Source organism: Streptomyces sp. AgN23 (assembly GCF_001598115.1).
GTDB classification, from domain to species: Bacteria; Actinomycetota; Actinomycetes; order Streptomycetales; family Streptomycetaceae; genus Streptomyces; species Streptomyces antimycoticus.
In genome coordinates this window covers 3,949,729-3,964,702 of record NZ_CP007153.1, presented here as the reverse complement: position 1 = coordinate 3,964,702, position 14,974 = coordinate 3,949,729, and the positions used below count along the sequence as shown (strand labels likewise).

The 14,974-nt window shown below is 73.2% G+C and carries 12 protein-coding genes; 3 read left to right on the top strand and 9 right to left on the bottom strand.

The window, feature by feature from the left end; all coding sequences use genetic code 11:
- A complete protein-coding gene (locus tag AS97_RS17470; protein WP_059145660.1) occupies window positions 1-489 on the top strand; it encodes a thioesterase family protein in 489 nt (162 codons plus the stop codon).
- Window positions 486-1,304 carry a hypothetical protein gene (locus AS97_RS17465; protein ID WP_210565243.1) on the top strand — a complete coding sequence of 273 codons (819 nt, stop codon included), beginning with the start codon at window positions 486-488 and terminating at the stop codon, window positions 1,302-1,304. Before AS97_RS17470 ends, AS97_RS17465 begins: the two co-directional genes overlap by 4 nt.
- 31 nt (window positions 1,305-1,335) lie before the next feature.
- Here AS97_RS17465 and AS97_RS17460 read toward each other — a convergent pair whose 3' ends face one another.
- Window positions 1,336-1,740: a globin gene (locus AS97_RS17460; protein ID WP_059145662.1), complete on the bottom strand. Its 405-nt coding sequence runs from the start codon at window positions 1,738-1,740 to the stop codon at window positions 1,336-1,338.
- A gap of 149 nt (window positions 1,741-1,889) precedes the next feature.
- Here AS97_RS17460 and AS97_RS17450 point away from each other — a divergent pair, with 149 nt between their 5' ends.
- Entirely contained in the window at window positions 1,890-3,143 is a 1,254-nt protein-coding gene (locus AS97_RS17450) for a methyltransferase domain-containing protein (RefSeq protein WP_247204812.1), read from the top strand.
- A 97-nt stretch (window positions 3,144-3,240) separates the two neighbouring features.
- On the opposite strand, the gene AS97_RS17445 is transcribed toward AS97_RS17450, so the two are convergent.
- The 8 genes from AS97_RS17445 to AS97_RS17410 all read right to left on the bottom strand — a co-directional run bounded on the left by AS97_RS17445 (window position 3,241) and on the right by AS97_RS17410 (window position 14,911).
- On the bottom strand, window positions 3,241-4,377 hold the full coding sequence (locus AS97_RS17445; protein ID WP_059145663.1) for an FHA domain-containing protein: 1,137 nt from the start codon (window positions 4,375-4,377) through the stop codon (window positions 3,241-3,243).
- Between the two features lie 69 nt (window positions 4,378-4,446).
- The gene (locus tag AS97_RS17440; RefSeq protein ID WP_210565242.1) at window positions 4,447-5,874 is read right to left on the bottom strand and encodes a VWA domain-containing protein; all 1,428 of its coding nucleotides are present in this window, start codon (window positions 5,872-5,874) and stop codon (window positions 4,447-4,449) included.
- A gap of 22 nt (window positions 5,875-5,896) precedes the next feature.
- Complete coding sequence (locus tag AS97_RS17435) at window positions 5,897-7,282, bottom strand: PP2C family serine/threonine-protein phosphatase (protein WP_125760033.1); 1,386 nt, start codon at window positions 7,280-7,282, stop codon at window positions 5,897-5,899.
- 3 nt (window positions 7,283-7,285) lie between these two features.
- Window positions 7,286-9,865, bottom strand: a complete 2,580-nt coding sequence (locus tag AS97_RS17430) for a serine/threonine-protein kinase (RefSeq protein ID WP_210565241.1) — start codon at window positions 9,863-9,865, stop codon at window positions 7,286-7,288.
- On the bottom strand, window positions 9,862-11,187 hold the full coding sequence (locus AS97_RS17425) for a hypothetical protein (RefSeq protein ID WP_059145666.1): 1,326 nt from the start codon (window positions 11,185-11,187) through the stop codon (window positions 9,862-9,864). The genes AS97_RS17430 and AS97_RS17425 overlap by 4 nt, the downstream gene beginning before the upstream one ends.
- A gap of 129 nt (window positions 11,188-11,316) precedes the next feature.
- Window positions 11,317-12,336, bottom strand: coding sequence for a glutamate ABC transporter substrate-binding protein (locus AS97_RS17420; protein ID WP_247204401.1), 1,020 nt, complete (start codon window positions 12,334-12,336; stop codon window positions 11,317-11,319).
- Between the two features lie 20 nt (window positions 12,337-12,356).
- Window positions 12,357-13,766 carry a hypothetical protein gene (locus AS97_RS17415; protein ID WP_210565240.1) on the bottom strand — a complete coding sequence of 470 codons (1,410 nt, stop codon included), beginning with the start codon at window positions 13,764-13,766 and terminating at the stop codon, window positions 12,357-12,359.
- Between the two features lie 134 nt (window positions 13,767-13,900).
- A complete protein-coding gene (locus AS97_RS17410) occupies window positions 13,901-14,911 on the bottom strand; it encodes a BadF/BadG/BcrA/BcrD ATPase family protein (protein WP_086709726.1) in 1,011 nt (336 codons plus the stop codon).
- Window positions 14,912-14,974: the final 63 nt, after the last annotated feature.

The window sequence follows — 14,974 nt, the reverse complement described above, 5'->3', positions numbered from 1 at the left end:
ATGGCACGCCATATCTACCCCTGTCCCCTGCGCTGGTCCGACATGGACGCGTTCGGCCACGTCAACAACGTGACCTTCCTCCGTTACCTGGAGGAGGCCCGGGTCGACTTCATGTGGCGACTGGCGCCGGGGAACGGGAGTGACGCGTTCACCGGTGGCGTGGTCGTGGCCCGGCATGAGATCGACTATCTGAAGCCCCTCGTCCACCGGCACAGCCCGGTGACGATCGAGACCTGGGTGACGGAGATCAAGGCCGCGTATCTCACCCTGCGCTACGAGATCAAGGACGAGGACGCACTGTATGTGCGTGCCGCCACCCGCATCGTGCCGTACGACCTCGACCAGGGCCGGCCGCGCCGGGTCTCCCCGGAAGAGGAGAAGTTCCTGACCGAGTACCTGGAGCCGGACCCGGTGAAGAAGGGCGCCGGTAAGGCGTCCGCGAAGCCCGCCGGCGGGGCCGAGCGGTCGGAGGGGGCCGTCGCCGTATGACGGCCGCCGACCAGGAGCTCCACTTCGCCGACGCCGGGGAGGCGGCCGATCTCGCCGCCTTCCTGGCCCGGCTGATCCACTACGACCGGGCGGCGGCGGTGCGGCTGCAGGCGGGCGGCGGTGTGCTCGCCGTCTTCGGCCGGCCGCCGTCCTTCGAGGTCCTCGCGATCCGTACGGCACGGCTCGAGGCGATCATCGGCACCGACACCACGACGGCCGGGGCGAGCGGGCCCGGCGTGCTGGATACGACGGTCTCGGCGGGTGAGCTGGGGGACGCGCTGGACACGGCGCGGGCCGGGCGGACCGCCGACGGGCCCGAGGTCCGTGACCGGGGCCTGGTGGTCACCGTGCCGAAGGCCGTCACCGGTCCGCCGTGGGCCGGGGTGCTGCCGCCGCGCGGCGGCTGGCGCCGGGTGAGCGGCCTGCCGGGCGTGGACGAGGTGCACGGGGCGGTCGCCGCCGCCGTCGCCGAGTTCCGGGCCCGCGACGCGGAACTCCCCGAGGAGCGCCGTACGCGCGCCGAGCGCGACCGTATCGGCCATGAGATCTGGTCCCGCACGCTCGGCGACACCGGGCTCCCGCTGCGCGCCGTGCATGCCGCCCAGTCGCTGGGCTTCCTGCGCCCGGTCCGGGCGGCGGCGCCGGCCGCCACCAGTGCCGGGGCCGGGGGCGGTGTGGCCACGGCCACGCCCGGCCCCACGGCCGAGCCTCTGGCGCTGCTCGCCGCGGGCGGCTGGCTGAGGCTGCGCACTCCGTACGGCTCGATCGCGGTGCGTACGTCGGGCCTCTCCGGCCTGTCCGTCACACCCGCCTGAGCCCCGGGGTGAGCCCTACGGGCTCAGACGGTCAGCCCTCCGTGTTGATCATGGAGGCGGCGGCGTAGGTGAGGTAGCGCCACAGCTGGCCCTCGAGTTCCGGGGCCAGCTCCAGCTCGTCGACCGCGTCGCGCATATGGCGCAGCCAGGCGTCATGGGCGGCGCGGTTCACGGTGAAGGGGGCGTGGCGCATGCGCAGCCGCGGGTGGCCGCGGTTGTCGCTGTAGGTGCGGGGGCCGCCCCAGTACTGCATCAGGAAGAGTACGAGTCGTTCCTCGGCCGGTCCCAGGTCGTCCTCGGGGTACATCGGCCGGAGCAGCGGGTCCTCGGCGACCCCCTGGTAGAAGCGGTGGACCAGACGCCGGAAGGTCTGCTCGCCGCCGACCTGCTCGTAGAAGGTCTGCTCCTGAAGTGTGCCTCGCGGAATCTCTTTCACGCCCCCATGGTCTCAGACACCCCCGGCTGGAAAAGGGGGCGTGGGTCGCGGCCGCGGGGCGGGCGCAGGAGAGTGGAGTCATGGGCAGCACGGGCGGTGACACACGCAGTGCGCCGGACGCCGTGGAGCGTGTGGCGCGGGGGAGGCGTATGGGCCAGGAGGCCGATGTGTGCGCCGAGGAGGCCGCGGCGGTACGGGCCGGGCTGGTCCGGGAGATCGTGGCGGGCGGCGGGCTCACGGACCCCGCTTGGCGGGCGGCCTTCGAGGAGGTGCCGCGCCATCTCTTCGTGCCCTACTACTACGAGGCCGGGGAGGCGGGTGCGGCGGCACGTACGGCGGGTGCGGCGGGTGCGGCAGGCACGGCAGGTGCGGCGGCTACTACGCCAGGTACGGCGGCAGGCGCGGCAGGCACGGCACGTACGGCAGGTGCGGCGGGTGCGGCAGGCACGGCACGTACGGCAGGTGCGGCGGGTGTGGCAGGCACGGCACGTACGGCAGGTGCGGCGGGTGTGGCAGGCACGGGCTCGGCAGGTGCACCGGGCCGTGAGACAGCAGGGGCGGCAAAGGCCGGTGCGGCGTATGGGACGGTCGGCTACACCCGGCTGTGGCGCGACGACCCCCACCCGCTGCGGCGGGCCCGCTGGCTGGCCGGCGCGTACGCGGACGCCCCGCTCGCCACGCGGGTGCGCGACGGTGAGCTGATCAGCTCCAGCAGCCAGCCGTCACTGATGGCACGGATGCTCCAGGCGCTCCAGGTGCGGGACGGGGACCGGGTGCTGGAGATCGGCGCGGGCACCGGCTACAACGCCGCGCTGCTGGCCCATCGGCTCGGCGACACCCACGTCACGACCCTCGACCTCGACCCGGAGATCACCGAGGCCGCCCGCAACCATCTGGCCGCCGCCGGATTCCGCCCCGCGGTCGTCACGGGCGACGGGGCGCGCGGCTGCCCGCTGCACGCTCCCTACGACCGGATCATCGCCACCTGCGCCGTGGCGTCCATCCCGTCCGCATGGATCGGCCAGTGCCGGCCGGGCGCGCTGATCCTGACGCCGCTCGCGACCGGGCTGATCGCCCTGAGGGTCGCCGACGCCCGCCATGCGCAGGGGCACTTTCTGGCCATGCCCGCGTACTTCGTTCCGCTGCGCGGCAGCGGCCCGCCGCCTCAGGTGCCCACCCACGGGCTGCCGTCCCGGCCGCTGCTGGACGACTCCTTCCGCTTCCTGCTGAACGTGGCCGCGGGCCATCTGGAACCGGTCGAGGCCCTCGCGCTGTGGGAGCACGAGGGCAGGCCGGGGCGGGAGCGTTACGGGGTAACGGTGCGGGGCGAGCGCCAATGGGCCTGGCTGGACGACCCGGAGGGCGCCTACGGCTGGCCGCTGGGCCCTCCCAGCGGCCTTTAGCCCGGCCTTCAGCCCGGCCTTCAGCCCTTCTAGCCCTCCGGCCCTGCGCGCGGCGCAGCACCGGACCTCCGGGCCCGCCCCGCCGCCCGTCCCGGCCTCAGCCCCGGCGCACCGTGATCGTCGTCCAGGCACCGACGTGGACGCGGTCGCCGTCCCGGAGCGGGACCGGCACGAACGGCTGGATCGGCTCCTCGCCGCCGTTGATCGTCGTCCCGTTCGTCGAGTCCTGGTCGACGACCGCCCAGACGCCGTCGGGCTGCTGGACGAGGAGCGCGTGCTGATGTGAGACGCCCGGGTCCTCGGGCGGGCGCCCGAGGTCGATGTCGGGGGCCTCACCGGTGCTGTGGCGGCGGCGGCCGATGGTGATCTGGCCGCCGTTGAGCGGCAGTTGCTGCTCGGGGGAGTAGGCCGGGAGGTTCAGCCCGGCGGCCTCCGGGCCGCTGCGGTTCATCATCGCCATGAAGTACTCACGGTCCGGGGCGACGACGGCTATCCAGTTGCCGGGCGCCGACGACGGAGCCCCGCCTTGGCCGAACTGGGCGCCGCCGGGCGGCGTCGAGTGCTGCGGGGCGCCGGGGTGCTGCTGCTGGTGGCCCGGCCCCTGCTGCTGGGGCGGGGCGTACCCCTCGTTCCCGTACGGTTGGGCCGGGGGCGCGGGGGCCTGGGGGTAGCCGTAGCCGTACTGCGGCGCGGCCGGGGGCCCGCCCTGGCCGTGGCCCGGGGCGCCCTGCTGCGGTGCGCCGTGCGGGGGCGTGCCCCCCTGCTGCGGCGGCGGAAGCGTCCAGTCGTTGCCGCCGAACCCCGGACCGGAGGAGTGACCGGCGCCGCCCTGCCCCGGGTGCGGGACATGCGGCACCCCGGGGCCCGGCTGCTGTGGCGGCGCGTAACCGCCCTGCGGCGGACCGTACGGAGAAGGCGTATGCGTCTGGAAGTTGAACCGGCACTCCTCGCAGAACGGAGCCTGCGCCTCACGCGGCGTACGGCACTGCGGGCACAGCTCCTGCTGCTGCGCCGGATAGCCGTAGCCCCCCGCGCCGCCGGGCGGCGGTGGGCCGCCCGGCCCCGGACTCCCGTAGCCGCCCGGTGGCACGGGCATGCCGTGGCCACCCGGCGCGGGCTGTGGCGGAGGTGGCGAGACGGCACCGGAGGGCATGGGTGTCCCCGACATCCGGTGGCCACACACCTCGCACCAGTCGTCGGCCGCCGAGTGGTGGCCGTTGGGACAGGTCGGCATGTCGGATCCCCCTCTTGTGGCTTTCTCGGTGTTTCTGCCGAGAAGTGCTACGTGAGTGCTGGTTATGTGCTACTTCTTAACGCGAACTGTCTTGGTGGAGCGCGTTTCGAGTGTCATCTCGTCCGCCTCCGCGACCTTCGCCTTCAGTCGCACAGTACCTGCCCCCACATCGAGGACGTCCACCACCTTCGCAAGCAGTTTCGCCGTGTCCTCGTTCCCCGATGCGGTCGCCAGCTGTACGGCACGCCCCAGCTTCGCGGTCGCTTGTTCGGCATCGCCGGACTTGCGGGCATTCATGCCCTGTTGGATGACCTGGGCCAGTTCGGCTTGGCCCGTATAGTGCGCCACCTGCGGATTCATCGCGGTGGAGACGGCCAGGTCAGCCGTCCACACCGCGCGTACCAGCCCCTGGGCCAGCGGGCTCGGCGGACTGCCGACTCCCTCGGGCGGCGGCTGGACCAGGGAAATCCTGGCCGCGAGCATCTCCTGGCCGACCTCCGCCGCCGGAACTCTCACACACAGGTGGTAGTCGCGGGACTCATCGCCCCAGGACCCGGTGGGATAGTCGCCCGCGCGCGGACCGGCCTCGACGCGGCGGGCGGTCAGATCCTCGACCGTCGGTGCGACCTGTTTCACATACGCCACCTCGGCGCCCTTGGGGGTCCACAGCCGGAGGCTGACGTCGGCGATCTCCTTGCCCATCGCCGCCTCCATCATCCGCGTGAAGTCCGCGGAGAGTCCGGCGGGATCGGCGACGATATCGGCCGTGCCGAGCAGGGCGGAGGCGATCCCGGTGACCTCCTCGACCTCCCAGTCGGTGCCCACCCCGCGGGCGTCGCAGGTGAAGCGGCCCGCGCAGGCGTCGAGCACCGCCCGCAGCCGCGCCGGCTCCTCGTGCTCGTTCCGGCCGTCGGTGAGCAGAATGCCGTGCCGGATCGTGGCATCGGCGGAGCCGAGCAGCAGATCGGCCAGCAGCAGCCAGGTGCCGATCGCGGTGCCGCCGCCCGGACTCAAACTCCGCAGCGCCTCCTTGGCCTGGGCACGGGTGAGCGGATCGGCGATGGCCAGCTGCCCGTTCCTCGGGAAGACCTCGACCGCCTTATGGGTGCCCGCCACCACGGAGAAGGCGACACCGTCGCGCACCGTGTCGATGGCGGCGGCGGTCGCCTCCCGTGCGTGGCGCATCTTCGTCGGCGGATAGTCCATCGAGCCGGAGCAGTCCACCATGATCACCACGGCCGCGCGGGCGGCGGCACCGCCCGGGACGCTCCCGCCGTCGTACGCGCCGGGGACGCCGCCGTACGTGGCCGGGATGCCGTCGTACACATCGGGCGCGGCGGCGGGAGCGGGGATCGGCGGGCCTCCCGCGGCGGCCCCGCCGCCGGACGAGGTCACGGTGATGATCGCGTTCACCTCGTGGCCTCCCTCGGGGAGGTACTCGTTCTGGTAGACCTCGACCGAGAACCGCGGCGCGTCGGGCGTCGAGAAATGGGCCATGTCATCCGCTCCTTGGCGACCGTCAGGCGGATCCTGCCCGGCCCGGGGCTGCGGGGAACGGCACGACCGCCACTGTTACGTTGTCGTGGCCCCCGCCGTCGAGGGCGTGGCCGACCAGGATCTGGGCGGTGTTCAGCGGCCGGGAGCGGGCGTCCGACGGCACCGCGCGGGCCATCTGCTCCGCCGATTCCGCGTAGTTCCACAGCCCGTCGGTGCACACCACCACGACGCCCGGCCGGTCCGGTTTGTAGGAGGCGGTGTGGGGCTCCAGCTCATAGGCGTCCGCCCCGAGCCAGCCGGTGATGGCGTGGGCCCGCTCGTCCGCGTACGCCTCCGCCTCCGACATCAGCCCCGCGGCCACCATCTGGGCCGCCCAGGAGTCGTCCTCGGTGAGCCGGGCGGGCGGGGCCGTACGGTCGTCGGGGACCCAGTAGGCGCGGCTGTCGCCGACCCAGCCGATGGTGAGGATGTCGCTGGTGACGACGGCGCTGACGATGGTGCACGCCGGTGCGTTCTGATGGCGCTGGCCCTCGTGGTGCGCGGCGGCCGCGCCGGTGTCCAGGGCCAGGGAGTTGACCGCCTCGGCGGCGGCGACGATCGCCTCGTTCATGGCCTGCTGGGGGTGGGCGCCGCGCGGCAGCGAGGTCCGCAGCGCCTCACCGGCCGCATGGGCCGCGGCGGCCGAGGCGTCGTCGGGGCGGGTGGCCGAGGAGACGCCGTCGCACACCACCGCGACCATGACCGGTGAGCCGTCGGGCAGCTCGGCGGCGGACACCGCGAACGCGTCCTCATTGCGGTGATGCCGCAGCCCTCGGTCGCTGGCCGCCGCGATGCCCTCCAACTCGCTCTCCATATGGTCGCGTTCGCGTGCCTGGGCGTGTCCGCAGCGCTCGCAGTATCCGTCCTGGTCGATGGTGCCCTCCTGGCACGCGGCGCACCGGGGACGGTGCTCCCCGCCGGGCAGCCGGGGGCCCGCCCCGGTGCCGGCGCCCGCCATGCTGCCCGTGCTGGTCGCCGCGCTGGTGTGCGTACTCGCGTTGACCCCCGTGTCGATCTCCGCGGGGGTGCCGGTCTCGGTGGGCGGCGCCGCCTCGGGCGCGCCGAGCGCCCCGGCGGCCCGCGGATCGGCCGGCTGCCCGTACCCGTCGGGGGCCGCGGTAGCCAGCTCGTACCCGTCGGGGGCCGGGGCGGCCAGCTCGTAGTCGTCCGGCTCCGGTTCCGGATGGGGGGACCACGCCGCGCCGTTCAGCCGCGGAGGCACCGGCCGGTCGCCGGGCGTCTGCGCCGCCGACGCGGCCGCCGCCGCCAGATCCGCACCGCACTGATCGCAGTATCTGTCCCCCGCCTGCGGCGGCTCATCACAGGTCGGGCAGGCTGACAGCTGGGCTGGCTGCGGCATCTGCGACATCGATCACACCCACGTCCTGGGGCGGAAACGGTTGGCCCGCTCCACCAGTTCGATCCTCTCCTCGCCTCGCTGCGCGAGTCTGGCGAGTACCCGGTACGAGCGCTCCAATCCGAAGCGCAGCCCGCGCTCGTCCAGGCTGCTGCCGAGCAGAGGCGGCCGGTTGTGTCCCGGGGGCGCCCCGCTGCTGCCGGACAGTACCCAATCGAGGGCACTGCCCAGGACCTCCGTACGCAGCCGCTCGCGCCGCACCGCGTCCAGCCCGAACTCGCCCAGCCGCTCGACCTGGGCGGCCGAGGCCGCCAGATCGCCCAGCAGGGCGTCGTACGGGGCGCGCTGGCGCAGCCGGGCCCGTACGGCGGCGACCCGCGCCGCCGTGTAGTGGATCGAGGACTCCGGGACCGACTCCAGGGCCCGCACCGCGCCCGCCCGGTCCCCGGAGCACAGCAGGACCCGGGCGAGGCCGAAGGCGGCGCTCACAAAGCTGGGGTCGGTGGCCCACACCAGGCGGTAGTACTCCGCCGCGTTGTCCAACTGGCCCAGGACCTCGGCGCAGACGCCGAGCGCCAGCTTCGGCGCGGGCTCACCGGGGAACGCGTCGTAGACGGCGTCGAAGGAGAGCGCGGCCGTCTCGCGGTCGCCGGTGGCCAGTGCGTGCAGCCCCCGGTACCAGACGATCCGCCAGTCGTCGCTGTACGCGGCCTCCAGGCCGGTGAGCGCGACGCCCGCGTCATGCTCCTGGCTCAGCTCCAGCTGGGCGCGGACCCGGCGCAGCCGCAGCTCGACCGAGTCGACGGGCGCGGTCCGCAGCGCGGCGCTCACCTCGGCGGGGTCGGCGGCCAGCAGCCCGGCCAGGAATCCGGCGTTGGGGTCGTCCGGGTCCACCAGCGGCACCGGGAGCGCCAGCGCGGTGGCTCCGCCTTCCAGGGTGGCGATGGCGGGCAGCGGCAGGGCCAGCGGGCCCGGCGGCCGCTGCGCGGGGACGGGCGCGGTGGCGCCCCGGCCGAGGGGCCGGGCGCCCAGCAGGGACGGATCCTGGCCGTCGTCGGCGAACAACTCGGTGTCCACGACGCGTGGTTCGGGCCCGAAGAGGGTGGACAGGGCCGGCCGGGGCCGCCCGGTCTGCAGCGCCACGACCTCCCGCAGCACCCCGGTGAGCTGGTCGGCCATCTCCCGCGCGGAGGCGAAGCGGCGCCCCGGGTCCGGGTCGGTGGCCCGCACCAGCAGCCGGTAGAAGGATTCATAGCGCCGGAAGACCTCGATGTGCTCGGGGTCCGGCAGGCTGTCCACGAAGACGTTGGTATAGCCCTGGAAGTCGAAGGTGAGCACGGCCAGGGTGCGCGCCACCGTGTAGAGATCGGAGGCGACCGACGGGCCGGTCTCGGCGATCTCGGGGGCCTGGTAGCCGACCGTTCCGTAGATGGGGCTGTCGTGGTCGTCCATCCGCCGGACCGCGCCCATGTCGATCAGCTTGAGCTGGTCCTGCTGCTGAATGGCGTTGTCGACCTTGAAGTCGCAGTAGAGCAGATTGCGGCTGTGCAGATGGCCGAGCGCCTCCAGCGCCTCGATGCCGTAGGCGCACGCCTGCTCGACGGGCAGCGGATTGCGCCGGCCGTCGGTGGTGCGCAGGGCGTTGGCGATGTCCTTGAGGGACTTGCCGCCTACGTACTCCATGACGATGTAGCCGTCGAGGCTGCCGGTGCGCTGGTCGAGATGCTCGACGAAGTTGTAGATCCGGACGATGTTGGAGTGCTCGATCTCGGCGAGGAAGCGGCGCTCGGAGACGGCGGCCGCCAGAGCCTCCTCGTCGCCCGTGTCGAGCAGGCCCTTGAGGACCACCCAGCGGTCCGACACCGCGCGGTCGATGGCCAGATAGATCCAGCCGAGCCCGCCGTGCGCCAGACAGCCCGCGACCTCGTACTGGCCGTGGACGATGTCACCGGGGTTCAGCTTCGGTACGAACGAGTACGGATGGCCGCATTTGGTGCAGAACCCCTCGGTGCGGCCCGGCCGCTCGCCGCGGGCGCGGCCCACCGGGGCACCGCAGTCCCCGCGGCTGCAGAACCGCTTCCGCTCGGGGACCTCGGGGTCCGCGAGCACCGCCGTCCGAGGATCGGGGCGCGGCACATCCGGGACGCTGACCAGACCGGCGCCCAGTGCGTTCCGCCCCGAGGAGGCCGCGGTGGAGGTGCGGGAGCTGCGCACCGAGACCGAACGCGACGAGGAGACCCCGGACATGGAGCGGGACAGCCGCCCGGAGACCGAGCGCCGGGACGAGGAGGAGCGTGCCGAACGCGACCGGCTCGAGGCGCTGGACGAGGAGTCCCGGCCGGACAAGGGGGAGGAGCCTGGGCTGGACGGCAGGGAGGAGCCCCTGACCGACGACGAGGATCCGCCGCCCGACGACGAGGAGCCCCCGACCGGTCCGCCCTGCCCGGTGATCCCGGTGGGCGGTGAAGCCACCAACCCCTGCGGTGAGACGACCGGAGCCATACCGCAGACATCGCAGTACAGCTCACCTCCGCCCACGTCCTCGTAGGACCCGCCGCAGTCACGCCGCTGGCAGGCGGCGACCGCCGCAGTCATTTCGTGCCTCCCTCGATACCTTCGTCGGCCGGGCCCGTCTGGCGTGGCACCAGGGCCTCGGCCGCCGCCTGCTGATAGCGCAGCACGGCCTGCTCGGCCGCCCGCAGATCACACGGGGCGCTCCACAGCATCCGGCGGGCCACGTCATACCGCTCCACCAGCATCGAATCCTCCGCCATGCCGTGGCGGGCGACCTTCGCCTTGTACGCGTCGAGACGGCCGCGCAGCTCGGCCCGGACCGCCAGCGGCGCGGTGACCGCGGTCAACGACTCGCGGGCCCGCAGCAATTCGTCGTCGGCGCGCTGCTCCAGGCTCTCCAGCAGGGGCGAGAGCCGGTGCCACTGGGAGCGCCTGCGGTAGTCGGCGGCGGCGACCAGCTGCTCGTGCAGCGCGGTCGGCGGGCCGCTGACGGCCGGAACCTCCGACGCCGCGATCTTCGCGAGCACCTCACCGCGCGCCTGGCGCGCCTCCGCCAGGGTGCGATCGGCGCGGGAGAGCACATCCCGCAGCCGCATCAGCCGCCGCTCGGCGTCCTGCCGCACATCCAGGACCGCCTCGATCTCCCGTCGCACATCCTCCAGGGCGCGGGCCGAGCGGTCATAGCGCTGGGTGTCGGGGCTGCCGCCGCCGGGCGCGGAGCTGCCGCCGGCCGGCTTCCAGAAGGCCAGCGGGTCGGAGACCACCTCGGCGCGCAGCGCGGTCAGCTCGGCGGTGATCTGCTCCAGATCGTCCCCCGAGGGGTGCTCGCCGGGGCGCACCCCGACCGAGTGGGCGAGCGAACGGGTGCGGTGCAGCTCGGCGGAGAGCATGTCGATCCGGGCGGGCAGCGCGGACCATACGGCGTCGGCGCTGACGATGACGCCAAGAGCCTCCGCGTACCAGCGGTTCATCCGGTCGACCAGCCGGTCCAGGCTCAACTCCTCGCTGAGCAGGGGCGAGCCGCCGAGGGTGGCGCTGCTGGGCAGGGTGATCGCGGTGCCGCACAGCAGCTCGGTGAGCTCGGTCAGCTCTTCCTGCGTCGGCCAGCGGTGACGGGAGCGCAGCTCACGGGCGCGAGTGAGGGCCTCGGAGTACGCGTCGAAGTAGCTCCACAGGAGAGAGATGGCCTGCTCGGTGGTGGACCACCGGTCCTTGGTGAGGCCCGTCAGCTCGGCGCCCTCGAGAAGCCTTCTGCCCGCGTGGTCCTGGAGGGCGAGCAGCGAGGACTCGATCGCCTCGTGTTCGGCGGCGAGCTTCGCCAGCGCGCGGTCCACCTCCTCACGGCCCATGACCGGGCCGTCGGGTGCCCCCGCGAAGCTGGGGAAGGGTCCCGGGACCCCCATCGATCACCTCTCCATGTCCGTAACCATTGTGTGATCCGTCCGCAGCGTCATCCCTACGCGTGTGAGGCGGGTGCTAATCCTTGCCGGTCTGTGATCCTTGCTCGGGCCCGATGTGTCCGGGGCCCGGCGCTAGTCCTTGTATTCGGGGGCGGGTGGTGCCGGATTCTCCTGTGCCGTGCTGAAGTCCTTGGCGAGCCACTTCTGGTAGGCCTGCATCCAGGGGCTGCCGACACCGCCCTGGCGGTAGTTCTCCAGAACCTTGTTGACCCGGCGTACCAGGTCGTCGTCGTCCTTGTTCATCGCCACGCCGTAGAGCTCATCGGTGAATCGCGAGCCGACCAGCTTGACGGAGGGGTCCTGGGCCGCCTGGCCGGCCGCCAGCGCATTGTCGGTGATCACCGCGTCCACCTCGCCGAGTTGCAGCCTGACCAGGCAATCCAGTTGGTTGGGAACGGGCTTGACCTTGATCGCGCCCAGATGCTCGGCCCCGGTGTCCGGCTTGTCCAGCTCGGCCTCGGCGGTGGAACCCTGCGCGGTGCAGACCTTCTTGCCGCGCAGGGTCTTGTTGTAGCCGGTGATGGACGAGTCGTCGGCGACCAGCACCTGCTGTCCGGCCTGGAAGTACGCGGTGGAGAACGCGACGTCCTTGATCCGGTCGCAGTTGATGGTCATGGTGCGCACCACGACGTCCACCTTGCCCTGCTGCAGGGCCTTGATGCGCTGGCTGGTGGGGATGGTGCGGAAGATGACCGCGTCCGGATCGCCGAATATGTCCTCGGCTATGGCGCGCACCAGGTCGATGTCGAACCCGGTGAGGTCGCCGGTGGCCGGATCGCGGTATCCCCAGCGGTAGCTGTTCTGGTCGACGCCGGCGATCAGCTTGTTGAGCTTGTGGCCGTTGACCTCGCGGTTCTTGATCCGCTTGATGGCCGGACCGCTGGCGCTGGACGGGCGCAGGCTCGCCTCGGGATTGCGGCAGCTGTCCGCCGCGGCCTCGGCCTCGGTGCCGGCCCGCATCGTCTGCGGGCGCGCGGCACCGCCCTTGCTGTCGCCGTCGCCGCCGTCGTCCATCATCGCCGGCACCGCGATGGCCGTGGCCACGCCCAGGGCGCATACCGTCACCGCGGCGGCCGATCGCAGCGATCGCATGCTTCCGCCCCCCATCGTCCTCATCGGTACTCCGACAGTCTGCGGCCTATGCCCAGCAACGCGCCCGCGGCTCCCAGCACGGCCAGCACCCCGGCGCCCAGTGCCATGGCGGTGAACGCGCCGCGCCCGTCGTCGGCGGCCTGCTGGAACTCGCGCTGCTCGTGGGCGAGGGCCTCGGCCAGCTTGCTGTCCACCGCGTCGAAGGACTCGCCAGTGCTGTCCTTCGCGCCGATGACCTTGGTCAGCGCGGTCTTGTAGTCGCCCGCGTCATCGGCGGTGCGGGCGGCCTTGTGCCGCACCTGCCACTCCTTGACCCGGTCGGCGGCCTTCTCCAGCGGTTCGCGGCCCGCGTCGTCGTCCGCGAGGGCGCGCGCCTTGTCCAGCAGGCCGCCCTCCGCGGGACGGCCGCCGGACGACTTCCCCACGAGCGCGGACATCCGCGAGCCGTAGCTGACCTCGTAGGCGTCCTTGCCCTTGTTGGAGCCGTCCTCGTCGACGACGACCGCGCCGCGCGCCACCAGGGTCAGATTCTCGTCGGCGCGGGCCCGCAGGGAGTCGATCCGCGCCTCGTTGAGTACCTGGAGGGACTTCGCCCCGTGGTCGTTGGAGTCGCCGAGCTCGGTGCTGGCGACCGCATGGCCGACCACCAGCCACAGCATCACCACCGTGGAGGCGGCCGTGGCGGCGAGCATGCCGTGGTTGAGCACCCGGTTCGTCCGCTGGTAGTGGCGGCGCTGGGCCCACCCCAGCGCGCCCAGGGCGACCAGGCCGGTGCCGATCGCCACCCACGGCCATGCCTCGGCGTCCTCGTAGTCATCCCCGAGCCGGGCGGTCTCGGCCTGATAGAGCCTGCCCGCGGCGGGCAGCAGCCGGCTGCGCATGGTGTCGTTGGCATAGCGCAGATAGGCGCCGCCCAGCGGCAGCCCCTGGCGGTTGTTGGCGCGCGCGGAGTCGACCAGACCGGTGTAGACCGGCAGCAGCTGGTTGATCTTCCGTATCTCCTCGCGGGCGGAGGCCGAGCCCCCGGTATTGGCGGCGGCGCTCACCAGCAGCTTGGAGGCGGTGTCGATGTCCTGCACATAGCGCTTGCGGACCTGGGCGGGCTCCTGGCCGCCCGCCAGGAAGCCCCTGGTCGCCGTGGTGTCCGCGTCGGCCAGGGAGCGGTAGATCTGCGCCGCGTCGGCGCTCAGCGGCTGGCTGCGCTCGGCCACGGCGTCCGCCGCGGTCTGCCGGTCGGAGACCTGCCAGGCCGTGACCGCGCCGAACGCGATCACCAGCGCGGCCAGGACCGCCCCGATGACGCGCAGCCGGCCGGGCTCGGTCGTCGCCGCCGCCCGTGCCCGGTCGAGCCCTTCACGCCACGCGGTCCGCGGCGGGGCCGCGGGCGCGGGTGGCGGCGCGGCTCTGCCGGTGGTCGGCGGGTATGACACAAGACCTCCCCCTTGGCCCGGATTCCGTAGTTGGTGTCGCGGTCGGTGTCGCAGCAGTATGGACCGCGGCGCCAGGAGAGGTCACCGGTCGAGCCTGGATCTTGTTCGGATCGCGATCTTCCCTCCCCTTTTCATTACGCTTCGGACGGACTTTCGGTTCCACTTTCCGCGTCATCAGCTGGGGCGTAGTGCGCGCGCAGCCGGGTGTACGCCGCCTCGGGCGCGCCGGCGCGGTCCAGGCCCAGCAGCGCGGCGCCCAGCACCGGCGGTGCGGTGACCACCCGCGGCTCGGCCTTCGGGGCGCGCTCCGCCAGCAGTTCGCGGATCCGGTCGTCCAGCAGCGGATGGCGGGCCGCGAGCACCCCGCCGCCCAGCACGACGGGCGTCTCCTCGCCCAGCAGATCGAGGCGGCCGAGGGCGACCGTGGCCATGGTCACCACCTCCTCCGCCTGGCGGTCGACGATCGCCCGGGCGATCTCGTCGCCGGCGTCGGCCACCGCGAAGAGCACCGGCGTCAGTTCATGCCGCCGGGCCGCGTCCAGCCGGCCCAGATGCAGCGCCTCGATCAGCTCGTACATGGTGGTCAGGCCGAACTGCGCGGGCAGGGCGCGGGCCAGCTCGGTCGGTTCGCCGCGGCCGTCCTCCGCGCGTGCCGCCCACCACAGCGCCTCCTCCGACAGATAGCCCCCGCCGCCCCAGTCGCCGGAGATCCGGCCGATGGCGGGGAAGCGGGCCACCCGGCCGCCGTGCCCGATCCCGGCGCAGTTGATGCCCGCGCCGCAGACCACGGAGACGCCGGTCGGCTCGCCGTCGTCGGCGACCCCGGCCCGCAGCAGGGCGAAGGTGTCGTTGGCGACCGTGACGGTGGCGCCCCAGCCGCGATCGGCCAGTACGCCCGTCAGCTCCTCCTCCTCGCTGGGCAGATCGGCGTTGGCCAGGCATGCCGAGATATGCCCCACGCGCGGTGGACCGGACCCGCCTGCCTGCCGCGCCGCGTCCTCCACCAGGGGCGCGAGCGAGCCGACCGCGGCCTCGGCGCCCACGACGGGCGGCTGGAAGCCGCCGCCGCGGGCCGCGCCGAGGACGGAGCCGTCCGGGCCGACGAGCGCGACATCGGTCTTGCTGTTGCCCGCGTCGATCGCCAGGACCGACCGCTCCGGGGCGGCGGCGGAGGAAGTGGAGGAAGAAGACGAAGGGGAAGGAGAGGG

Bases quoted from the DNA above. Each gene is read 5' to 3' on its own strand.
- AS97_RS17470 (WP_059145660.1), top strand. From the start codon at position 1: ATGGCACGCCATATCTACCCCTGTCCCCTGCGCTGGTCCGACATGGAC.
- AS97_RS17465 (WP_210565243.1), top strand. From the start codon at position 486: ATGACGGCCGCCGACCAGGAGCTCCACTTCGCCGACGCCGGGGAGGCG.
- AS97_RS17450 (WP_247204812.1), top strand. From the start codon at position 1,890: ATGGGCCAGGAGGCCGATGTGTGCGCCGAGGAGGCCGCGGCGGTACGG.
- AS97_RS17445 (WP_059145663.1), bottom strand. From the start codon at position 4,377: ATGCCGACCTGTCCCAACGGCCACCACTCGGCGGCCGACGACTGGTGC.
- AS97_RS17440 (WP_210565242.1), bottom strand. From the start codon at position 5,874: ATGGCCCATTTCTCGACGCCCGACGCGCCGCGGTTCTCGGTCGAGGTC.
- AS97_RS17435 (WP_125760033.1), bottom strand. From the start codon at position 7,282: ATGTCGCAGATGCCGCAGCCAGCCCAGCTGTCAGCCTGCCCGACCTGT.
- AS97_RS17430 (WP_210565241.1), bottom strand. From the start codon at position 9,865: ATGACTGCGGCGGTCGCCGCCTGCCAGCGGCGTGACTGCGGCGGGTCC.
- AS97_RS17425 (WP_059145666.1), bottom strand. From the start codon at position 11,187: ATGGGGGTCCCGGGACCCTTCCCCAGCTTCGCGGGGGCACCCGACGGC.
- AS97_RS17420 (WP_247204401.1), bottom strand. From the start codon at position 12,336: ATGCGATCGCTGCGATCGGCCGCCGCGGTGACGGTATGCGCCCTGGGC.